21 protein-coding genes are annotated in these 21,559 nt (G+C 68.8%); 18 read left to right on the forward strand and 3 right to left on the reverse strand.

All coding sequences use genetic code 11. From position 1 onward, the window contains the following. Positions 1-94 precede the first annotated feature (94 nt). Genes ftsH through AC3WS6_RS05125 form a run of 9 tightly spaced genes read left to right on the forward strand, consistent with a single transcriptional unit; the run spans position 95 to position 8,050 of the window. Positions 95-2,095 carry an ATP-dependent zinc metalloprotease FtsH gene (ftsH, locus tag AC3WS6_RS05085; protein ID WP_492499976.1) on the forward strand — a complete coding sequence of 667 codons (2,001 nt, stop codon included), beginning with the start codon at positions 95-97 and terminating at the stop codon, positions 2,093-2,095. A gap of 3 nt (positions 2,096-2,098) precedes the next feature. After that, positions 2,099-2,692 (forward strand): GTP cyclohydrolase I, encoded by a 594-nt coding sequence (folE, locus tag AC3WS6_RS05090; RefSeq protein WP_492499977.1) that lies wholly within the window; start codon positions 2,099-2,101, stop codon positions 2,690-2,692. Further along, positions 2,692-3,498 carry a dihydropteroate synthase gene (gene folP / locus AC3WS6_RS05095; protein ID WP_492499978.1) on the forward strand — a complete coding sequence of 269 codons (807 nt, stop codon included), beginning with the start codon at positions 2,692-2,694 and terminating at the stop codon, positions 3,496-3,498. The genes folE and folP overlap by 1 nt, the downstream gene beginning before the upstream one ends. A gap of 3 nt (positions 3,499-3,501) precedes the next feature. After that, positions 3,502-3,894: a dihydroneopterin aldolase gene (folB, locus tag AC3WS6_RS05100; protein WP_492499979.1), complete on the forward strand. Its 393-nt coding sequence runs from the start codon at positions 3,502-3,504 to the stop codon at positions 3,892-3,894. Continuing rightward, positions 3,891-4,445, forward strand: coding sequence for a 2-amino-4-hydroxy-6-hydroxymethyldihydropteridine diphosphokinase (folK, locus tag AC3WS6_RS05105; RefSeq protein ID WP_492499980.1), 555 nt, complete (start codon positions 3,891-3,893; stop codon positions 4,443-4,445). The genes folB and folK overlap by 4 nt, the downstream gene beginning before the upstream one ends. Before the next feature lie 4 nt (positions 4,446-4,449). Then, the gene (locus AC3WS6_RS05110; protein WP_492499981.1) at positions 4,450-4,947 is read left to right on the forward strand and encodes a DUF3180 domain-containing protein; all 498 of its coding nucleotides are present in this window, start codon (positions 4,450-4,452) and stop codon (positions 4,945-4,947) included. Continuing rightward, on the forward strand, positions 4,883-5,479 hold the full coding sequence (locus AC3WS6_RS05115; protein ID WP_492499982.1) for a PH domain-containing protein: 597 nt from the start codon (positions 4,883-4,885) through the stop codon (positions 5,477-5,479). Before AC3WS6_RS05110 ends, AC3WS6_RS05115 begins: the two co-directional genes overlap by 65 nt. Next, positions 5,476-7,353: a PH domain-containing protein gene (locus tag AC3WS6_RS05120; RefSeq protein WP_492499983.1), complete on the forward strand. Its 1,878-nt coding sequence runs from the start codon at positions 5,476-5,478 to the stop codon at positions 7,351-7,353. Before AC3WS6_RS05115 ends, AC3WS6_RS05120 begins: the two co-directional genes overlap by 4 nt. 4 nt (positions 7,354-7,357) lie before the next feature. Then, positions 7,358-8,050: a DUF2520 domain-containing protein gene (locus AC3WS6_RS05125; protein WP_492501450.1), complete on the forward strand. Its 693-nt coding sequence runs from the start codon at positions 7,358-7,360 to the stop codon at positions 8,048-8,050. Positions 8,051-8,180: 130 nt separating this feature from the next. Here AC3WS6_RS05125 and AC3WS6_RS05130 read toward each other — a convergent pair whose 3' ends face one another. Further along, positions 8,181-10,016 (reverse strand): DUF2207 domain-containing protein, encoded by a 1,836-nt coding sequence (locus tag AC3WS6_RS05130; RefSeq protein WP_492499984.1) that lies wholly within the window; start codon positions 10,014-10,016, stop codon positions 8,181-8,183. Between the two features lie 80 nt (positions 10,017-10,096). Here AC3WS6_RS05130 and lysS point away from each other — a divergent pair, with 80 nt between their 5' ends. Next, positions 10,097-11,623, forward strand: coding sequence for a lysine--tRNA ligase (gene lysS / locus AC3WS6_RS05135; RefSeq protein ID WP_492499985.1), 1,527 nt, complete (start codon positions 10,097-10,099; stop codon positions 11,621-11,623). Between the two features lie 35 nt (positions 11,624-11,658). On the opposite strand, the gene AC3WS6_RS05140 is transcribed toward lysS, so the two are convergent. Then, positions 11,659-12,777, reverse strand: coding sequence for a DUF4192 family protein (locus AC3WS6_RS05140; protein ID WP_492499986.1), 1,119 nt, complete (start codon positions 12,775-12,777; stop codon positions 11,659-11,661). A gap of 128 nt (positions 12,778-12,905) precedes the next feature. On the opposite strand from AC3WS6_RS05140, the gene AC3WS6_RS05145 reads away from it, so the two are divergent. The 3 genes from AC3WS6_RS05145 to AC3WS6_RS05155 all read left to right on the forward strand — a co-directional run bounded on the left by AC3WS6_RS05145 (position 12,906) and on the right by AC3WS6_RS05155 (position 15,440). Next, positions 12,906-13,079 (forward strand): hypothetical protein, encoded by a 174-nt coding sequence (locus tag AC3WS6_RS05145; RefSeq protein WP_492499987.1) that lies wholly within the window; start codon positions 12,906-12,908, stop codon positions 13,077-13,079. 100 nt (positions 13,080-13,179) lie between these two features. Beyond that, positions 13,180-14,640 (forward strand): cardiolipin synthase, encoded by a 1,461-nt coding sequence (cls, locus tag AC3WS6_RS05150; protein WP_492499988.1) that lies wholly within the window; start codon positions 13,180-13,182, stop codon positions 14,638-14,640. Positions 14,641-14,699: 59 nt separating this feature from the next. Then, on the forward strand, positions 14,700-15,440 hold the full coding sequence (locus tag AC3WS6_RS05155; protein ID WP_492499989.1) for a hypothetical protein: 741 nt from the start codon (positions 14,700-14,702) through the stop codon (positions 15,438-15,440). Between the two features lie 20 nt (positions 15,441-15,460). Here the strand turns inward: AC3WS6_RS05155 and AC3WS6_RS05160 are convergent, their stop codons facing one another. Beyond that, on the reverse strand, positions 15,461-16,459 hold the full coding sequence (locus tag AC3WS6_RS05160; RefSeq protein WP_492499990.1) for a diacylglycerol/lipid kinase family protein: 999 nt from the start codon (positions 16,457-16,459) through the stop codon (positions 15,461-15,463). 240 nt (positions 16,460-16,699) lie between these two features. Between AC3WS6_RS05160 and AC3WS6_RS05165 the strand changes: the two genes are divergently transcribed. From AC3WS6_RS05165 to AC3WS6_RS05185, 5 genes are read left to right on the forward strand one after another with little or no spacing between them, the layout of a single operon-like run. Then, positions 16,700-17,656 carry a MetQ/NlpA family ABC transporter substrate-binding protein gene (locus tag AC3WS6_RS05165; protein ID WP_492499991.1) on the forward strand — a complete coding sequence of 319 codons (957 nt, stop codon included), beginning with the start codon at positions 16,700-16,702 and terminating at the stop codon, positions 17,654-17,656. 45 nt (positions 17,657-17,701) lie between these two features. Further along, on the forward strand, positions 17,702-18,727 hold the full coding sequence (locus AC3WS6_RS05170) for a methionine ABC transporter ATP-binding protein (RefSeq protein WP_492499993.1): 1,026 nt from the start codon (positions 17,702-17,704) through the stop codon (positions 18,725-18,727). Continuing rightward, positions 18,721-19,395 carry a methionine ABC transporter permease gene (locus AC3WS6_RS05175; protein ID WP_492499994.1) on the forward strand — a complete coding sequence of 225 codons (675 nt, stop codon included), beginning with the start codon at positions 18,721-18,723 and terminating at the stop codon, positions 19,393-19,395. Before AC3WS6_RS05170 ends, AC3WS6_RS05175 begins: the two co-directional genes overlap by 7 nt. Continuing rightward, on the forward strand, positions 19,392-20,357 hold the full coding sequence (locus AC3WS6_RS05180; RefSeq protein WP_492499995.1) for an NAD(P)/FAD-dependent oxidoreductase: 966 nt from the start codon (positions 19,392-19,394) through the stop codon (positions 20,355-20,357). The genes AC3WS6_RS05175 and AC3WS6_RS05180 overlap by 4 nt, the downstream gene beginning before the upstream one ends. Further along, positions 20,354-21,550, forward strand: a complete 1,197-nt coding sequence (locus AC3WS6_RS05185) for an aminotransferase-like domain-containing protein (RefSeq protein ID WP_492499996.1) — start codon at positions 20,354-20,356, stop codon at positions 21,548-21,550. Before AC3WS6_RS05180 ends, AC3WS6_RS05185 begins: the two co-directional genes overlap by 4 nt. Positions 21,551-21,559: the final 9 nt, after the last annotated feature.

Genomic DNA, 21,559 nt, shown 5'->3' on the forward strand with positions numbered 1-21,559 from the left:
CGACCCGGGGTCGGTTCCCTGAGCCCGTCGAACGGTACGCCGTGGGTGAACGCACAGCGGGCACCTAGTGCCTGCGCGATACGCTGATCCGACCATGGATGTCAAGAAGCTCACGCGGAACCCGCTGATCTACGTCGCCCTCATCGGTCTGCTGCTGTTCGGCGGCTTCCTGCTGATCTCGAACCTCGGCGCGCCGAAGCAGATCACGACGCAGGAGGGCCTCGAACTGCTCTCCGGTAAGACGGTCACCGAGGTCGTCACGACCGACGGCGACCAGCGCGTCGACATGACGCTGTCGAAGGCGTTCGAGGGCTCCGAGAACGTGCAGTTCTATTACGTCGAGGCCCGCGCAGACGAGGTCGTCAAGGCGATCAACGCCGCAGAGCCCAAGGACGGCTTCAACGACGCGGTGCCGCGCGCGACGTGGTTCGACGGCATCCTCTCCCTCCTCCTCCCGCTCGTGCTGCTCGGCCTGCTGTTCTGGTGGCTGCTCTCGTCGATGCAGGGCGGCGGCGGCAAGGTCATGCAGTTCGGCAAGTCCAAGGCCAAGCTCGTCAACAAGGAGACACCCACCGTCACCTTCGCCGACGTCGCCGGTGCCGATGAGGCGATCGAAGAGCTCCATGAGATCAAGGAGTTCCTGCAGGACCCGGCCAAGTTCCAGGCGATCGGCGCCCGCATCCCCAAGGGCGTGCTGCTGTACGGCCCTCCCGGAACCGGAAAGACCCTGCTCGCCCGCGCCGTCGCCGGTGAGGCCGGAGCCCCGTTCTACTCGATCTCGGGTTCGGACTTCGTCGAGATGTTCGTCGGTGTGGGTGCATCCCGTGTGCGCGACCTGTTCAACCAGGCCAAGGAGAACTCTCCCGCGATCATCTTCATCGACGAGATCGACGCCGTCGGCCGTCACCGCGGTGCGGGCATGGGAGGCGGAAACGACGAGCGCGAGCAGACTCTCAACCAGATGCTCGTCGAGATGGACGGCTTCGACCCGAACGCGAACGTCATCGTGATCGCGGCGACGAACCGCCCCGACATCCTCGACCCCGCACTGCTGCGCCCCGGTCGTTTCGACCGCCAGATCGGCGTGGACGCTCCCGACCTCAAGGGTCGGCAGAAGATCCTCGAGGTGCACAGCAAGGGCAAGCCCCTGGCGAAGAGCGTCGACCTCGAGGTCGTCGCCCGCAAGACTCCCGGTTTCACGGGTGCCGATCTCGCGAACGTGCTCAACGAGGCCGCTCTGCTGACCGCGCGCTCGAACGCGCAGCTGGTCGACAACCGCGCGCTCGACGAGGCCATCGACCGTGTGATCGCCGGGCCCCAGCGCCGGACCCGTGTCATGAAGGATCGCGAGAAGCTCATCACGGCCTACCACGAGGGCGGTCACGCGCTCGCGGCGGCGGCGATGAACTACACCGACCCGGTGACCAAGATCACGATCCTGCCGCGTGGCAAGGCGCTCGGTTACACCATGGTGCTGCCGCTCGACGACAAGTACTCCGTCACGCGCAACGAACTGCAGGATCAGCTCACGTACGCGATGGGCGGCCGAGTCGCTGAGGAGATCATCTTCCACGACCCGACCACAGGCGCGTCGAACGACATCGAGAAGGCGACCTCGATCGCCCGCAAGATGGTCATCGAATACGGCATGACGACCGAGGTCGGACCCGTCAAGCTCGGCAGCGAGGGGGGAGACGTGTTCGTCGCTCGCGACATGGGCCGCGGGCGGGAGTACTCCGAAAAGGTCGCCGAACGGGTCGACGCCGAGGTGCGCGCTCTCATCGAGCAGGCCCACAACGAGGCCTACGAGGTCATCAGCGCGAACCGCGACATCCTCGACAGGCTGGCGCTGGCGCTGCTCGAGGAGGAGACCCTCGACCACAACCAGATCGCCGAGATCTTCACCGAGATCAAGAAGCTTCCCGAGCGTCCGCTCTGGCTGTCGAGTGAGAGCCGCCCGGTCTCCGAGCAGCCGCCGATCGAGGTGCCGAAGAAGGTCGTCCCGGTCGCCGCGTCTGTCGAGGCGCCCGCCGCCGCTCCGCGCACGCAGCCGGGATCGGCCGGTGCCGGTCAGGCGCGACCCGCGACGGCCTGACCCGTGTCGGTCGACCGCGCTCGCGTCGAGCGGCTCACCCGTGAGCTGCTCGCGGCGATCGGTGAGGATCCGGATCGCCCGGGGCTGAGGCAGACGCCGTCGCGCATGGCCGAGCTGTATTCGGAATTCTTCGCCGGTGTCGGACAGGACGCTGCGGCGCCCCTCGCTCACACGATCAGCGTGGCGAGGGGGCCCGCTCCCGACACGCTGCCCTCGGGAGCCGTGCTGCTGCGCGACATCCGCTTCCGGTCGGTGTGCGAGCATCACCTTCTGCCGTTCGCGGGTCGCGCGCACATCGCGTACCTGCCGGGCGAACAGGTCGTCGGACTCGGGGCGCTCGTGCGCGTCGTCGAGATCCTCGCGACGAGGCCACAGGTGCAGGAGCGGCTGGGCGAGCAGATCGCCGACACGATCGCCGAGAATCTCGACACCCGCGGTGTGCTCGTCGTCCTCGACGCGAGTCACGGTTGCGTGACCATGCGGGGCGGACGCCAGCCGGAGGCATCGACGCTGACGATCGCTGCCCGCGGCGAGTACACGGATCCCGTGTCGCGCACGGAGCTGATCGCGCTGATCGGCGCGGGATCGTCGCACTGATGACCGGCATCTGGGGCATCGTCAACGTCACGCCCGATTCGTTCAGCGACGGAGGGCGCTACCTCGACGTCGATCGGGCTGTCGCACACGGACTGAGCCTGCGCGCCGACGGCGCCACGGTGCTCGACATCGGGGGAGAGTCGACGCGTCCGGGAGCGGAGCGCGTGGGACCTGCGATCGAGCAGGAGCGGGTGCTGCCGGTGATCGAGCAGCTGGTCGCCGCAGGTGCCCCCGTGAGCATCGACACGATCAATGCCTCGACCGCCGCCGCCGCCGTGCGGGCGGGAGCGCGCATCGTCAACGACGTGTCGGGTGGGCTGGCCGACCCCGAGATGCTGGCGGCCGTGGCCGACACCGGGGCCGACTATGCGATCGGGCATTGGCGCGGCTTCTCCGACGACATGTACGCGAAGGCGGAGTATCAGCGCATCGCGCGCGAGGTCGTCGCAGAGCTCAGGGAAAGGATGGGGGATGCGGCGTCGGCCGGCATCGCACCGTCCCGCCTCATCGTCGATCCCGGAATCGGATTCGCGAAGGCGGGCGCCCAGAACTGGGAGCTCCTGCGCGGGCTCGACGAGGTGGTCGCCCTGGGGCCGCGAGTGCTGATCGGCACCTCGCGCAAGCGGTTCATCGCCGAGGCGCTGCAGCACGCAGCACCCGAGCAGGAGGCAACCGAGGCCCGTCGCGACCTCGCCACGGCCGTGACCAGCGCGCTGGCGGCGCGAGCCGGGGTGTGGGCCGTGCGCGTGCACGACGTGGCCGCCACGCGGGATGCTCTGGCGATCACCCACGCGTGGGAGGGTTGACCCATGGATTTCCTCGACGAGATCGTTCTGACCGGACTCACCGTGTTCGGCCGGCATGGGGTCTACGACCACGAGCGTGAAGACGGCCAGGAGTTCACGATCGATCTGACCCTGCGGATGCCGCTGCGGGACGCTGCTGCATCGGACGACGTCGTCGACACCGTGCACTACGGCGAGCTGGCCGAGAAGGTGGCGGCGGTGGTCGCCGGCGAGCCGGTGAACCTCATCGAGACGCTCGCCGAGCGCATCGCCGATGTCGCGCTCTCTGATGCGCGCGTGCACTCGGTCACGGTCACCGTGCACAAGCCGCACGCGCCGATCGCGTTGGCCTTCGCCGATGTCGCCGTGACGGTGCACCGCACGCAGCGGCATCCGGCCGTGGGGTTCTCACGATGAGCCGCAACCTGACGAATCCGCTGACAGGACCCGCTCCTCGCGAAGGACGATCCGACGCGGTCGCGGTCGTCGCATTCGGGGCGAACCTCGGCGACCGCGAGGCCACGATCCGTGCGGCGGCGGAGCGTATCTCCCGACTGCCGCTCGTGAGCGAGGTCCGGCTGTCGCCGCTCATCGAGACCGTGGCCCTGCGTGTCGACGGCCCCGATCCCGATGCTCCCGGATATGTGAACGCCGCGGCTCTCGTGCGCACGCGACTCGCGCCGACCATCCTGCTGGGCATGCTCCACGCGATCGAAGACGAGTACGGGCGCGAGCGTCACGAGCGCTGGGGCGACCGCACCCTCGATCTCGATCTGATCGTCTACGGTGACGAGAACTCCGACGACGAGCGCCTGCAGCTGCCGCATCCGCGCGCGGCCGAGCGCCTGTTCGTCCTCGAGCCGTGGCTGGCGCTCGACGCCGATGCCGCGCTGCCGGGACACGGTCGCGTCGCCGACCTCGTCGCCCGGCTGCGTGCCGGCGAGGCGGCCGACGGGGATGCGCGGTGACGCCATGAAGCGCACGTCGGTGTCGCTGCTCGGAGTCCTCGCCCTGCTCGCTGCGGGCGGGGGATTCCTGCTCGACCATCTGCTGACGGTGATGGGACGCACGACGTTCACGCCGTCGCTCCTCCTTCCCGTGCTGCTTCTGCTGATCGCCGCCGCATCGCTCGGGGTCGCATGGCCCGTGCGCACGAGCGTCCGCACGGGGCAGCGGATCGATCCTTTCCGCGCGACGCGCGCCGTGACTCTCGCTCGTGCATCGAGCCTGGTCGGCGCGATCATGGCGGGGTTCGGCGCAGGGCTCCTGATCTTCCTCCTGTCACGCCCGATCGATCCCCCGGTAGGGTCGACTGTGGCGATGCTGGCGCTGATCGTGAGCGCGATCGTGCTCGCGGTCGCCGCGCTCATCGCCGAACAGTTCTGCACCCTGCCGAAGGATCCTGATGACTCAGAACCCACAGATCGAGCCGGAGACCCCGGCCCCGCTGAACTCGGCGGAGGTCACTGACCTCGGAGCCCTCGACCAGGGCACCTACCCCGAGCTGCGCACGACGCGAAGCTCGGCCAGGCTCGAGCTCGACGGCACCTGGCACCAGATCTCTCCGCGCTACGTGGCGTCGCAGATCCTCCAGAACGTGATCTTCATCGTCATCGTGGGCGCCATCGCCGCCGTGCTCGCCCTCGCTCTGGGGCAGACGTGGGCGTGGATCCCGGCCGGGGTGATCGTGCTCATCACTCTGATCACCCTGATCATCCTTCCCCGCCAGGCGAAGGCGATCGGCTACATGCTGCGCTCCGACGACATCGTCTTCCGCAAGGGGATCCTCTGGCAGCGCATGATCGCCGTGCCCTACGGGCGCATGCAGCTCGTCGACATCACACAGGGTCCCCTCGACCGCGCCTTCGGAGTCAGCCAGTTGAAGATGGTCACGGCTGCCGCCACGACCGGGGTGCAGATCCCGGGTCTCACGCAGGCGGGGTCGGAGGCGCTGCGCGACACGCTCATCGAGGTCGCCGAGACCCGCCGGACCGGCCTGTGAGCGAGCCGCAGCTGCCGCCGCCGGCTGCTCCCACGACGGCGGATGCCGACGGCCCGACCACGCTCGCCGACGGCGAGTGGCATCGGATGCATCCGCTGACCCCCCTCTTCAAGGGTGGGCTGGCGCTCATCATCGTCGCGGGCATCGTGGTCGCCAACATGCGCGATCGTCTCATCGCGTGGGCGGTCGACCTGTTCTCGCCCGAAGCGCATTACGGCGACTACTCGGGCGGCGACCCCGTCGATTGGGTGCTCGAGAACAACCTGATCCTCGTCGCCCTGCTCAGCGTGCTCGCGCTCGTGCTGCTGCTGATCGGCGTCTTCTGGTTCCTGTGGCGCTTCCATCAGTTCCGCATCACCGGCGACCACGTCGAGGTGCGCAAGGGGATCGTGTTCAGGTCGCACCGCCGCGCGCCGCTCGATCGGGTGCAGGGAGTGAACCTCACCCGACCGTTCCCTGCCCGCATCATCGGCCTCGCGAAGCTCGAGGTGGTGGGCGCCGGCACCGACTCCAACGTCGATCTCGAGTACCTCGCCACGGGACGCGCCGAGTCGGTGCGCGCCGACATCCTGCGCCTCGCGTCGGGTGCACGGGCTGCACGCACGCGCGGGGCGGCTCCGCTGGTGACGCCGGGCGCTGCGGCCGCGTCAGGCGCCCCTGCCACGGCTCGCGGGCAGCTCGTCGGGTCGATGAACGAGGGCGTCAACGGCCTGATCGGCGGAGTCGATCTGGCCGACGTGGAACCCGAGAGCGTCGTCAAGATCCCGACCGGTCGTCTGGTGGGATCGCAGCTCATCTCCAGCGTGCTGTGGTTCGTCTTCTTCGCGGCGATCTTCGGCGTCGCGCTCGGCGGCATCGTGATCGGCTCGATGGTCGACGGCGATCCGATCGACGGGTTCCTCGGCCTCGGCATCACGCTGGGAATCGGTATTCCGATGATCATTGCGATCGTCGGTATCACCTGGGCGCAGATCTCGAAGTCGCTGCGGTACTCGATCGCCCCCACTCCTGACGGGGTGCGCATCACGTACGGGCTGCTGACCACCGTGACCGAGACGCTGCCTCCGGGGCGCATCTTCGCCGTCGAGGTGACGCAGTCGCTGCTGTGGCGGCCCTTCGGCTGGTGGACGATCAGGATCAACCGGATGAGCGGCAAGAGCGCCGCACAGCAGTCATCGGGGTCCGCGCAGCAGTTCAACGTCGTGCTGCCCGTCGGCAAGCGCGCCGACGTCGAGCGCGTGCTGGCGCTGATCCTCCCCGATGCGCAGCCCGCCGAGATGGCGCTCGTGTGGGAGCACGGCATCCTGGGTCCCGTCGAGGGCGACCCGTATCGTGTCATGGCGTCGCGCGCCTGGTGGCGCCGGCCGCTCTCATGGAAGCGTCACGGATACCTCCTCACCGACATGGGACTGCTGCTGCGTCGCGGTGTGATGTGGCGCAAGCTGGCGATCTTCCCGCTGGCCCGCCTGCAGGGCGTATCGCTCTCGCAGGGACCGATCGACCGCGCCCAGCGTGTGTCGGGAGCTCAGGTGCACTCGGTGCAGGGGCTCATCACGGGATACCTCTCGGGCCTCGAACGCGACGACGCGCTGTTCCTGATCGACGGTGTCACGTCGGCCGCTGCGGCTGCAGCCGAACGCGACCACACCCACCGCTGGGGAGAGCACGCCGCCGCGGATGCCGAGGCCGCAGCGACACCCGACGAGGCCCTTCTGTCGCCGCCGTCCGGTCCCGCCTTCGCGTACCCGGATCCGACGACGCCGGCCACCCCTGCGGCTCCGGTGGCTCCGCCTGCGCCTCCGGTGGCTCCGCCTGCGCCTCCGGTGGCTCCGCCTGCGCCTCCGGTTCTTCCGCCGGCTCCGCGCGATGAGTGAGCCGATGCGTCGGGACGGACGTCTCGGGGTCGGCATCATCGGCGCGGGCCGCGTCGGCCCGGTCATCGGGGCTGCGCTGGCGGGCGCGGGTCATGCCATCACGGGGATCACGAGCGGCTCCGACGACGATCGCGCGTCGGCTGTGCTTCCCGACGTGCCCGTGCTGGATGCTCTCGAGATCGTGCGTCGCAGCGAGCTCGTCGTGATCGCGGTGCCGCACGACGAGCTTCCGTCTCTGGTGGCGGGCATCGCAGAGGTCGGCGGCTGGCAGATCGGGCAGCTCGTGCTGCACACCGACCCCGGTCACGGCATCGAGGTGCTTCGACCCGCAGCCGAGCGCGGGGCGATCCCGCTCGCGGTGCATCCGGCGATCACGTTCGCCGGCACATCCATCGATCTCCGTCAGTTGCGAGCCGGATACGCGGCCGTCACGGCGCCCGCCGCCGTGCTGCCGATCGCTCAGGCGCTCGCGGTCGAGATCGGATGCGAGCCGGTCGTGATCGCCGAGGGCGACCGGGGCGACTACGCCGATGCGATCCACACCGTCACCGAGTTCTCGCGCTCGATCATCGCGCAGTCGACGGCCAGGCTGAGCGAGATCGGCGTCGAGAACCCCGGCGGGTATCTGTCTGCGCTCGTGCAGTCGGCCGTCGAGGGTGCACTGCGCGACGCCTCGCCGCAGGCGCCGCTTCTCTAGGCGCGGCTTCTCGAGGCGCGGGTTACAGAGGCGCCGCTTCTCGGGGCGCGGTCACTCGAGGCGCGGTCACTCGAGGCGCCCCTTCTCGAGGCGCCGCGATCCGCACGCTGTCGCCGATCGACGTCGCGGTTCAGCGTCCTCCTGAGAAGCCGCCTCCGCCGCCTCCGCCAGAGAAACCGCCGCCGAACGATCCTCCGCCGCTCGACGAGCTGCTCGCGCTCGGTGCGGAGTACGTCGCCGCCTGATGCGATGACGCGGCGAACGCCGCCAGTTGCGCGCTCATGAACGGTGTCGAGGGATCCCCGATCCACGAGGCACCGTGCTGTTCGTGCGCATAGGCGCGCTCGAGCACCGAGCCCCATTCGTCTTCCATGCCGAAGAGCATGGCGTAGGGCAGCAGTCGTTCGTAGACGACGATGACGTTCGCGCTGCCGTCTTGTCGTCGCTCGGCACCGGAGTACGACTGCAGCATCTGCAGCCTGTCGGCCTCTGCGACACGGATGAACTCCTTCACGCCCATCAGGTATTCGTGCTCGCGTGCGCCCTCGGCCGTGAGCACTGTGTGCTTCGCGAACGAGTAGAGCGACGAGACCAGCACCAGGAACGTGCCGAAGCAGACCGCGACGAACGCGGGCAGTGCGGTCACGCGGCCGCCGATGATGCCCCACAGTCCGAATCCGAAGCCGGTCAGGACCACCGCTATCGCCAGGGCCTGGAGCGCCATGGCCGCGCGGCTGCGCGCTTTCGTCGTGAGGCCGCGAGACACTGCAGCATCCGTGCCCCGCTGTGCGAGGGCCTTCATGCGCGCGGCGAATGTCTCGCTCTCGGAGGGGAGGTCGGCGACGTCGTCCGCGTCGGCCTCGGCGAAGAGAGCCTCGAGCGCTTCGCCGTCGAGTGGATCGGGTGCGGGCGCGCCGTGCAGGCGTCGCAGTCGCGGCTGATCGGAGGATGCCCCCTCTTCGATGCGCAGCGCGCCGCGCACGGCGAGGTGCACGATCTCGGCGGGGATCGCATCTTTCGCTCCCGGCACGATCGCGGCGGCGAGCAGCGGCGGCATCCGGTCAGGTACGTCGTACTGCGCCACGATGACCCCGGTCGATCGCTGCCGCGACCGCCGGAAAGCAGAGACGGCGAACCAACTCGCCACTGAGGTGCCGAGCGCGCCGAGTGCGGCGAGGGCGGGCACCGTGTCGGTGACGGGATTCGGCTGCCGCGCGGACGGCTGCATGGCGGTGCCCTGGTCGAAACCGATGGCCACCGTCACGCCCTGGCCGGGGGAGAGGTCGTCGGCCCCGACGGTGAAGGTCGACCCGTCTTTCGTGATCGGGCATTCGTCGGTCGATCCTGAGACGCCGATGTAGCAGCGTGCGTTGCCCGTGAGGTGCTCGGTCAGGGTGTCGTCGACGGTGATGTCGGCCCGGAAGCTCTCGATCGGCTGGGTGCTGTCGAGGGGGAGGAGGTCCCAGTAGAACTCGTCGACGCCGGTGTCGGCGGGCAGGATCACGTCGCGCATCTCGTACTCGATCACGTAGGTCGTGAGGCCCTGCACGTAGTCGTCGTCACCGGTCAGCACGGAGAGGAGACCGTCTTCCTCATCGGTCTCATACGGCACCTCCGTGCCGTTCTCATCCGTCACTGCGAGCACTCGGACCTCGAGCCACGCGTTCTCATAGCTGGTGGGGAGGCCCCGCACGATGCCCTTGTTCTGATCGATGTCCGGGAACCGGGCGGTCAGAGACTCGGTGACGTGCATCTGCGCCCGACCTTCGGCGTCGAGGCCCACCTCGACATTCGCATCCCACGAGGCGTACGAGAAGTCGTCCTCGTCGGCGAGGACCGTCGTTGCGACACGGGCCGGGGTACCTGTGTCCGGTGGCGCCGCGGCGCTGGCCGATGCAGGGACCAGTAGTGCGGCGGCGCAGAGCGCTGCAGCCGCGAGGCCAGGGGCGAGTCGGAAGGCTGCCATGCTTCGAGGCTACCCAGACTCCGTCGCCGGGTGAGCGAGCAGACCTCGGTAAACTGGACTCGACTTTCAAGGAGCCCCGAATGACTGACGCGTCTGCCGCGCCCGAGCCGACCACCGCCGCCATCGAAGAAGACGTCCACGAGCAGAAGGCCGTGCGTCTTGCCAAGCGCGAGCGACTGATCGCGAAGCGCGCGGATGCCGGCGGCGGCGCGTTCCCCGTCGGAGTGCCCGTGACGCACACGATCCCTGCACTGCGCGCGGACTACGACGACCTCGAGGCCGGCGCTGAGACCGGCGTCGTCGTGGGCGTCGCGGGTCGCGTGGTGTTCAGCCGCAACACGGGCAAGCTCTGCTTCGCCACGCTGCAGGCCGGTGACGGCTCCCGCATCCAGGCGATGATCTCGCTCGCGAACGTCGGCGAGGAGTCGCTCGCCGACTGGAAGGAGTACGTCGACCTCGGGGACCACGTCTTCGTGCACGGCGAGGTGATCTCGAGCCGCCGCGGTGAGCTGTCGATCATGGCCGATGGGTGGGCGATCGCCTCGAAGGCGATCCTCCCGCTGCCGAACGCCTACTCCGAGCTCAGCGAAGAAGGCCGTGTCCGCAGCCGCTACCTCGATCTGATCGTGCGCGAGCAGGCCCGCACCACCGTGCGCGCGAGGGCCGCCGTGAACGCCAGCCTGCGCGCGACCTTCGGGAGTCACGACTACCTCGAGGTCGAGACGCCCATGCTGCAGGTGCAGCACGGCGGCGCGTCGGCGCGGCCTTTCGTCACGCACTCCAACGCTTTCGACACGGAGCTGTATCTGCGCATCGCGCCGGAGCTGTACCTGAAGCGCGCTGTCGTCGGCGGCATCGAGCGCGTGTACGAGATCAACCGCAACTTCCGCAACGAGGGCGCCGACTCGACGCACAGCCCCGAGTTCGCGATGCTCGAGGCCTACCAGGCATACGGCGACTACAACCAGATGGCTGCGCTCACGCAGGAGCTCGTGCAGCAGGCGGCGATCGCCGTCGCCGGGTCCACGACCGTGACCTGGGCCGACGGCACCGAGTACGATCTGGGCGGCGAGTGGGATCGCATCTCGATGTACGAGTCGCTCTCCGCGGCATCGGGACGCACGATCACACCGCAGGATTCGGTGGAGGACCTGATCGCCTTCGCCGAGGCGAACGGCGTCGATCTGCCCCCGCAGGCCACGCACGGCAAGCTCGTCGAAGAGCTGTGGGAGCACTTCGTCAAGGGCGATCTCGTGCGTCCGACGTTCGTCATGGACTTCCCCGTCGACACCTCGCCGCTGGTGCGCGAGCACCGGTCGGTCGCGGGCGTCGTCGAGAAGTGGGACCTCTACATCCGCGGGTTCGAGCTGGCGACGGGCTACTCCGAGCTCGTCGACCCCGTCATCCAGCGCGAGCGGTTCGTCGAGCAGGCGAAGCTCGCCGCCCGAGGTGACGTCGAGGCGATGCCGGTCGATGAGGAGTTCCTGCGGGCTCTCGAGCACGGCATGCCGCCGTCCGGAGGCATGGGCATGGGGATCGACCGACTGCTCATGGCGATCACGGGCCTCGGCATCCGCGAGACGATCCTGTTCCCGCTCGTCAAGTAGGGCGCGGGCCCCGAGGAACGCGAGCTGCGGACCGATCACCCGATCGATCCCGCACCTCGCCGGAACGCCCACTCGGGCAGAACCGCGGCGCCGATCATCGTGTCGAGCAGCGATGCGAGTCCGTACTCCGGCTCGATCGACCGCGCCAGGTCGAGATAGTGTCCGGCGTGACTCGCACGGCCCAGGGCCCACGAGATCCATGCGGCCACCGTGAGGGGTGCCGGGCGTGACAGGCGCGGTGCGCGTGCCGCGGCCGTGCGCACAGTGTCGAGCGCGCGCTTGAGGCGCTCCGCGTCGGGGGCCGGTCCCCTGCCGAGGAAGACCTCTCCCAGGTCGTCGGGCACGGTGGCGTGCCCGCCCCGGAACGCGAGCTGCGCGTCGAGGGTGCGCACACCGCCGAGCAGATCCGTGGCCCACTGCGTGAGCGCGACATCACGGAAGATCGGACGATCGAGGCACCAGAGCAGCGCAGCGTGAGCGAACGGCGGCAGGTCGGCAGGGCTCGTGAGCACCGACTCGAAGAAGGCAGGGAGATCTTCGAGCAGGGCGAGGGCCGCGATGGCCTGAGGGTTCTCCTGCCCGGTGATCCCGCCGACCCGCTCGTGGGCGAGCAGCTCGTCGAGGTCGCGCAGGGCGCGGGCGACGCGCTCCTTCTCGGCGAGATCCGCCGGCGGCAGGTCGGTGCCCGCCAGCTGGTCGCCGGACACGTCGCCGAGGCCATCGACCTGCGGGGCCGCATCCTCGAGAGCGCGCAGCGTCGGCTCGTCATCCAGGTAGCTCGACCACCCCGAGGGGGTCACGCAGAGCGCATCGACGATCCGCAGTCCGCTGTCGGCGGCGCAGCCGAGCACCTCGTCGATCTCGACCGTGTACGGGAGCACCAGGCCGTCACGGGTCGGGTAGGCCTCGTCGTCGGTGTAGACGACGACGGCGACCGCATCCGTGTTCTCGACGCGCGCGACCAGCCCGATGGCCGAGTCCGCGTACTGCTCGAGCGAGACGTCGTCATTCGGCAGATCGAGCCGCATCGCGCCGTGACTCCTGCTGCCGCGGAAGGGGAGGAGCACGAGGCTCTGCCGTGGAGTGAAACCGGCGAGAGAGGGGACGATGGTGAGGAATTCGGAGGAGTCGGAGGCTCTGAGAACAGTGGTCATGCGGCGAGTGTGCTCGGCGCAGCGCGTCTGCGGACGAGGCCCACAGGCTCGCGCGCCGGCACGTCGGGAGGCCGCGGATGTGCAGGAGCAGTGGGTCGGGCGTGGTCGGCGTCGCGTACCATGGAGCCATGGAGAACTTCTGGGTCGCAGCGGCATGGTCGATCATTCCGACCATCGGCGTGAGCGTCGTGTTCTTCTTCGTGATCCGGGGCATTCTGCGGTTCGACCGCACGGAGCGCAAGGTGCACGCGCGAATCGAAGCCGAAGAGCGTGCAGCCCGTGGCCTGCCGCCGCGTTCCTGAGCGGCGTCCGCACCATCCGCTACTGTGTAGCCAACGCACCGCTACAGGTGCCCACTGAGGCGTGTCCCGTCGAAGTGCCGACCCGTCGGGAGGACGAGGTATGACACCCGACAGTTGGGCGCCGTGGATCGCCGGATTCATCCTGCTGCTCGATCTGACCATCCGCATCACCGCGATCATCGTGATTCCGCGGAACCGCCGCCCCACTGCCGCGATGGCCTGGCTGCTGGCCGTGTTCTTCATCCCGTTCGTCGGCGTCTTCCTCTTCCTGCTCATCGGCAACCCGCGCCTGCCGCGAGCGCGCCGCCGCAAACAGGATCAGATCAACGAGTACATCGCCGAGACGAGCGAGCACCTGCACTTCGGCACCCTGCGTCCTGACGCGCCGAGCTGGTTCCCGCCGCTCGTCGAGATGAACCATCGCCTCGGCGCTCTTCCGATCTCGGGCGACAACGGCGCTCACCTGATCGCCGAGTACCAGGACTCGCTCGACGCGATGGCCGACGAGATCCGCAAGGCGGAGGAGTACGTCCACGTCGAGTTCTACATCCTCCAGTCCGACGAGTCGACCGACAACTTCTTCCGTGCGATGGAAGAGGTCGCGGCACGCGGCGTGCATGTGCGCGTGCTGCTCGATCACTGGGCCAACCGGTGGAAGCCCCGGTATCGCGCGACGATCAAGCGCCTCAATGCGATGGGCGCCCACTGGCACCTCATGCTGCCGGTGCAGCCGCTCAAGGGACGCATGCAGCGACCGGACCTGCGCAATCACCGCAAGCTCCTGGTCGTCGACGGCAAGGTCGCGTTCCTCGGATCGCAGAATGTCACGGACTCCACCTACAACCTGCCGAAGAACATCAAGCGCGGACTCCACTGGGTCGACCTCATGGTGCGCATCGACGGCCCCGTGGTGCTGAGCGTGAACGCGATCTTCCTCAGTGACTGGTACAGCGAGACCGACGAGGTGCTGCAGGAGATCGACATCTCGCACGCCGAGACCGGCTCGGGTGACCTGGACTGCCAGGTGGTCCCGTCGGGTCCGGGCTTCGAAGTCGAGAACAACCTCCGTCTCTTCCTGGGGCTGCTGTATGCGGCCAAGGAGCGGATCATGATCGTCAGTCCGTACTTCGTGCCTGATGAAGCGTTGCTTCTGGCGGTGACGGCCGCCGTTGACCGCGGCGTCGAGGTCGAGCTCTTCGTGTCGGAAGAGGGCGATCAGGCGATGGTCTATCACGCCCAGCGCAGCTACTACGAGGTGCTGCTCAAGGCGGGAGTGCGCATCTGGATGTATCGCAAGCCCTACATCCTGCACACGAAGAGCCTCACGATCGACGATCAGGTCGCGGTGATCGGCTCGAGCAACATGGACATGCGCTCGTTCGGTCTCAACCTCGAGGTGTCGATGCTCGTCCGCGGCGAGGAGTTCGTCGCCGAGATGCGGGAGGTCGAAGACCGGTACCGCTCGCTCAGTCGTGAGCTCACGCTCGAGGAGTGGAAGCAGCAGCCGCTGCGGTCGACCGTGCTCGACAACCTCGCGCGTCTCACCTCGGCGCTGCAGTAGCCGCATCCTGGCACCGATCGGGCTGTCAGCGGAGTCGGCAGGACGATAATCTGTGGGGCATGGCCCTCCCCTCGCGTGCCGCCGCTGCTCTGTCAGCCGCCGCCTTGTCTGCCGTCGCAGTACTGCTGTTCGCCGGATGCACGGCGGGCCCGGGGTCGACGGCTCCGAGCTCGACGCCCGTGCCTTCGAACTCGGCCGGCGTCGAGGCGGATGACGTCGACGACATGGAGGCGGCGATCCTCGACGACGGTCGTATGTTCGCGATCGTGACCTGGGGATCGTCGACCTGTGTGCCCCACGTCGACACCGTGTCGGCGAACGGCCAGACCGTATCGGTCGAGCTCGTGGAGACCGACGCGAACGCCGTGTGCACGCTCGACATGGCGCAGCGCGCCAGCGTGGGCGCGCTGCCCGACGGTGTGGACCCCACGAAGGAGATCACCCTCCAGGTCACCTATGGAGACGTGTCCGACGACATCGATGTCGACGGCGACGCCGCATTCGCCGGAACACCCGGATCCTCGACCGAGTACCTGCCCTCGGCGGCCTGGTTCGACGACGGCTCCCTCGTGCTTCTCACGTGGGGATCCTCCGGCTGCCCGCCTGTCGTGGAAGAGCTGTCGGCGTCGGGAGCGACCGGAACGGCGACGTTCGTCACCGATGATGACAAGGCGTGCACGATGGACATGGCGCCGCGCGCGACGATCCTCTCGTTCGGCGACGATCAGGTCGACGACGACGGCTTCACACTGACCCTGGTCGGCGGTGGCCTGGACGGCACTGTGACGGTGCGCGGCTGATCGACGTGATTCGGGGCTGGTCAGAGCAGCGAGACCGGATGCCCCGCGGGTAGAGCGAGCAGCAGCGCACCGGGGTCGGCGCGGCATGTGACACGCACGGCGAGACCGAACTCATCGCCGTCGAGCTCGATCGGGATGGGCCGCGGAGCCGCCGCCTCGGCCGCCAGTCCGCGGAAGTAGTGCACCGACGCGTCGCGTCCGCGACGTTCGAGCACCCGCCGTCCTGCACGGGAGCGGCGCAGCACCGAGTTGTCCCACCAGATCTTGCGCCACACGCCCAGCCAGCCGAGAACTCCGGCCGGCTGGATGACCGCGACATCGAGCGTTCCGTCGGTGATCGAGGCATCCGGGATGAGCGCGATGCCGGCCGGCAGCGTGCCGCAGTTGGCGAACAGGATGCTGTGCACCTTCGTGGTGTGCAGGCGGCCGTCGTCGACCTGGAAGACCGCACGGAACGGCTCGGCGGTGACGAGCGACCGCGCGGCGCCGTCGACATACGCGATCCAGCCCATCGCCTTCTTGAGGTCGGGTCGGGTGTTGGCGATCATGTCGGCGTCGAGGCCCATACCGGCCAGCACCACGTAGGCGTGCTCCTCGCTCTCGCCGTTCGCCCGGGTGAGGCGCGCCCAGCCGATGTCGATCGGATGACGGAAGTCTCCGAGCGCCGCCCGGATCATCTCATCGGGATCGGCGAGCGGAAGGCCGAGGTTGCGCGCGAGCAGGTTCCCCGTTCCGCTGGGCAGGATCGCGAGCGGAACGCCGCTGCCGGCGATGGCCTCGGACACGGCGCGCACGGTTCCGTCGCCGCCCGCGACGAGAACCACCGAGACGCCGCGGGCGAGTGCCAGCGCGGTGAGGCCCTGCCCGGCGTCGGCGATCGTGGTCGGGTAGAACACGGGGAGGTCCCACCCCGCATCGCTCGACAGAGACCGAACCCGTTCGCGCAGGTGATTCGCTTCGACCTTGATGGGGTTGTAGATGAGTGCCGCCTGCCGTCGGACGGGGGCGCTCTGGGTCATGGCGCTACTCTAGCCTCGCCAGGTGCCAGGGGGCCGGCTCAACGGATCGCGCGTGGGTGCATCGCTGCCGGCGGCGCTCTGTGTCGGCACATTACCGTCCGCATGGTGCCCGAGACGCGCGCGCGGATACCGTGAGACCGCATCCCCGCAGAGTCCACGTCCATCCCGAATCGGACTGCTCCGGGTCGATCACAGCAGTGCCGAAGACCCCGCCCGCCTCGCCTCGCAGGAGCCAACGACATGTCAGAGCAGAGCCAGACCCAGAACGAGATCGACGCGCACCTGTCGAAGCAGAAGTCGCGGCGCAAGCTGTGGATCATCGGGGCGTCGGTCGCCGTCGTGGCGGTCGCCGCTGCGATCACCATCCCGATCGTCGTGCAGAACACGACGTCGCCCACGGCGGGCACGGGCGACGAGCTGATCCCGCTGACGATCGCCGACACCGCTCAGAGCGACTTCCAGGACGCCATCGTCGAGGTCGGTCGCGAGAACGGACTGGATCTGACGTTCGTGAACTTCGATGACCCGTACCTCCCCAACACCGCACTGATCGAGGGCGAGGTCGACGGGAACTCGTTCCAGCACGTCGCGTGGCTGAGCCAGTTCAACAAGGAGAACGAGGCGGACATCACTCCCGTCTTCTCGACCGTGATCTCTTCCTGGGGTCTCTTTTCCGACGACCTCGAGTCCGCTGACGATCTGCCGCAGGGCGCTCGTGTCGCCGTGCCGGATGATCCTGCCAACTTCTCGCGTGCGCTGTTCATCCTGCAGACCGCCGGAGTCATCGAGGTCGACGAGAACGCGGGTGTCTTCCCCACCGAAGAGGACATCACCTCCAACCCTCTCGACATCGAGCTGGTGCGACTGGCGCACGAGTCCGTGCAGACCGGGTACAGCGACCCGACGATCCAGGCGGTCGTGATCGCGACCGACGACTTCGATCCCGCGCTGGGCATCACGAGCGACGATGCGCTGGTCCTCGAGGACTCGCAGGCGACGACGTCGAGTCCCTACGTCATCGTCGTCGCGACCACGCCGGATCGTGCTGACGACCCGGCCTGGGGGCTTCTCGAGAAGACCTACCGCGACGAGCGCGTCGTGACCGCGCTCGAAGAGGAGAAGCGCGGCGAGGCCACGATCGTCGAGCTGCCCGTCGACGACCTGCGCGGCGCGCTCGAAGAGCTCACCGCCCAGTGATCGTGTGTCGCGCGGCGGAGTCCGCGCGCTCAGCGTGAGGTTCGAATGACAGATCGCATCCAGCTCGTCGGAGTGTCGAAGGACTATCCCACCGCGGGCAGGGGAGAGCCCGTCCGCGTACTGCGGGACGTGGACGTCTCTGTGCGCGCCGGTGAGGTGTACGGCCTCATCGGCCGTTCGGGAGCGGGCAAGTCGACGCTGCTGCGGATGATCAACGGGCTCGAGGCCCCGACCGAGGGGCGTGTGCTCGTCGACGGCGTCGACGTGCACGGGCTCGCGCCGGCCGAGCTGCGCACCCTGCGACACAGCGTGGGCATGGTGTTCCAGCAGTTCAACCTGTGGAACTCGCGGACGGTCTTCAGCAACATCGCGACACCGCTCAAACTGGCCGGCTGGGACGACGCCGCCATCTCGCGGCGCGTGGGTGAGCTGCTCGACTTCGTCGGACTCGGCGGCAAGGCGTTCGCGCGGCCCCGCCGGCTCTCCGGCGGGCAGAAGCAGCGGGTGGGCATCGCGCGGGCGATCGCGGCGAAGCCCTCGGTGCTCCTCGCCGATGAGGCGACGAGTGCTCTGGACCCCCAGACGACGACGGAGATCGTCGATCTGCTGAAGTCCGTGAACGCCGAGTTCGGCATCACGATCGTCGTCGTGACGCACGAGATGGACGTGATCAGCCGCCTCGCCGACCGCGTCTCGATCCTCAGTGACGGAGAGGTCGTGGAATCGGGTGACATCCATCAGATCCTCGCGCGCCCCGAGCACCCGGTGACCGCGGGACTCGTGGGCTCCTACACTCGCACTCGCCTGACCGATGTCGAGCGAGCGGCACTCGCGGCACGATTCACGGGACGACGCATCTCGGTGTCGATGGACGGAGAAGCGGCGGACGGGCCCCTTCTCTCGACGCTCGCCCGAGCGCACGAGGTCGACTTCTCGATCATCCAGGGAGGTGTGGCCCGGGTGAAAGACCTGCCGTACGGCCAGATCAGCCTCGCGCTGCACGGAGAGGATGCCGCTGTCGAGCGCTTCCTCCACGCGCTCGCACAGCGGACGGCGGTGTCGGAATGGTGACCTTCGACGTGCTCGAGCTGGATGTCGTGATCCCCAAGGTCGCACGAGCGCTGGGCGAGACCCTGTTCATGGTGACGGTCGCGTTCTTCCTCGCGTCGATCATCGGACTCATCCTCGGCATCTTCCTGTACGCGACGCGACCGGGCCAGCTGCTGCACAGCCGCGTCGTGCACACCGTGCTCAACATCATCGTGAACACCCTGCGGCCGATCCCGTTCATCATCCTCCTGATCGCGCTGACGCCACTCACGCGCGCACTGATCGGCACCAGCATCGGTCCCGCGGCGGCGATCCTGCCCCTCACGATCGCCGCGTCGGTCGGCATCGCGCGAGTGGCAGAGACCAATCTCGTGGCGGTGGATCCGGGGGTGATCGAGGCCGCGAAGGCCGTGGGCGCCCCACCCCTGCACATCCTGTTCGGATTCGTGGTCCGCGAGGCCTTCGGCCCGCTCCTGCTCTCACTCACCTTCATCTTCGTGGCGCTGATCGACGCGACGGCGGTGGCCGGCGCGGTCGGCGGCGGCGGCCTCGGAAACCTCGCGCTCACCTACGGGTACCAGAGGTTCGACTACGCCGTGATGATCCTGATCATCATCGTGCTGATCGGACTCGTGCAGCTCGTGCAGTTCATCGGCAACCGCATCGCGCGGCACTTCATCGACGGATGACGGCTCGATCTGCGGGGGCCGGTCGTCGCATCGCCGTGATCGGTGCGGGCGTCGTCGGCGTCGCGATCGCCGCACGGATCGCCGAGAGGGGCGACGACGTGGTGCTCGTGTCGGCGGACCCGCTCAACAGCACGCCGGTGTCTCGGGCGAGCTTCGCCTGGGCGAACGCGCACGACAAGACACCTGAGTCGTACCGGCGGTTCAGCGAGGAAGGGATCAGCCGCCACGCCGAGCTGTCGTCCCGGCATCCGACGCCGTGGTTCGTGCGCACAGGGGCCGAGACCGATCAGGCCCTGTACCGCGCGGACGGATATGTCGACGTCGAGGCCCTCATCGGCGCTCATCTGCAGGATCTCGTCCGCGCCGGTGCGCTCATCGAGGGACAGGTGCGCATCGCAAGCCTCGACGATGTGCGCAGGAGGTACGGACCGATCGACGTGATCGTGGTCGCCGCCGGCACCGCGACCGCAGAGCTCGTCGTCGCGGACGGCCATCGGCCCGCCCGGCTGCCGTCGTCGACCGGACCGGACGGCTTTCTCGTCCGCATCGACGTCGACGATCACCCCATCGACCGGGTGCGCTCGGTCGCAGGGCTGCAGGTGCGACCCGACGGTGACGGCCGGGTCGCGGCGCAGAGCCTCGACATCGAGGAGGCCCTCCGACGCGACGGCACCCCTGCCTCGCTCGAGAACGTCTGGCCCGCGCTGCGCGCCGAAATCGCGAGGCGCCTCGACTGGATCGTCCCCGACGACGCCGTCGTGCGGATCGACCACGCCCCGAGACCCCGCGCGCCTGACGGCCTGCCCGTCGTCGGACGTGTGGGCGAGGATGTCTATGTCGCCCTCACCCACAGCGGCGTGACGCTCTCGGTGCTGCTCGCCGAACTCGTCGCCCGGGACCTGCACGGCGACGCAGACCCTCGACTCCACCCCTTCCGCCCCGACCGATCGGACGAATCATGACGACCGCCACCGCCACCACGCCGAGCGCTCTGCTGGCCGGACTCCCGGCGCGGCAGGGGTTCGGCGACGCGACCCTCATCCGGCTCGCGCCCGGATCGATCGATCTCGGCGGAGGCAACCCCGCGACGGACCTGCTGCCGATCGACGTCTACCAGGACGCCTTCCGCGAGGTCACGCACGGGTCGGAGTTCCCCTCCCTGCTGAAGTACACCCCGGCCGCGGGGCTGCCTTCGCTGCGAGCCGCGATCGCGGCGCGGGAAGGCGTGTCGGCCGACCGCATCCTGATCACGAACGGAGGGGCGCACGGGCTGGCGCTGGCTGTGCTCGCGACTCTCGACCCCGGCGATGTCATCGTGGTCGACGACCCGGTGTACCCGCTCTTCCTGCGCGTGCTCGATCTGATCGGCGTCTCGGTGGAGGCGGTGTCGGTGGCCTCCGACGGCATCGACACCGACGACCTCGAACGCCGGCTGCGCGAGGGGCTGCGCCCGAAGGCCCTGTTCACGGTGCCCACGTTCCAGAACCCGTCGGGCGTCACGCTGAGCTCCGAGCGCGAGGCCGCTCTCGTGGCACTCGCCGAGAAGTACGGCTTCACGATCATCGCGGACGACCCGTATCGGGCGATCGCCTTTCCCGGCACCGTGGTCCCCGACCGTTCCGCCTTCCGAGGCTCGGATCATGTGCTCGCAGTCAACACGTTCTCCAAGACGCTCGGACCGGGGCTCCGCCTCGGGTGGATCGTGCTCCCGGCAGGCGCGTCGGAGGGGTACACCCGCCTGCGCAACCGCCTGGACGGCCAGACCAGCGGCATCGCGCAGGCCGTCGTCGAGCGGATGCTGCAGGACGAGCGCCTCGATCCGTCGATCGTCGCTGCCGGGGAGGCGTATGCGCTCAAGGCGGCTGCCCTCACCGGAGCCCTTCGAGACGAGTTCGGCGAGGCTGTGCAGGTCGCCGGCCCCGCGGGCGGCTTCTTCGCCTGGGCGCGCTTCGGAGGGGACGTCGATTTCGCGGCGCTGTTCGAGGCGGCACAGGATCGGGGCGTCACCTATCAGCGCGGCGAGTGGTTCGCCGCCGCCGGGGAAGGGTTCTCCGGCTTCGCTCGACTGTCGTTCTCGGAGGTGAGCGCGGAGGAGCTTCGCGAGGGCGTGTCGAGGCTCAGCCACGCGTGGCGCTCGCTGGTCGGACGCGGCTGACGCGCCCGG

The sequence above is a fragment of the Microbacterium sp. EB106-03-03-XG65 genome (assembly GCF_058791955.1).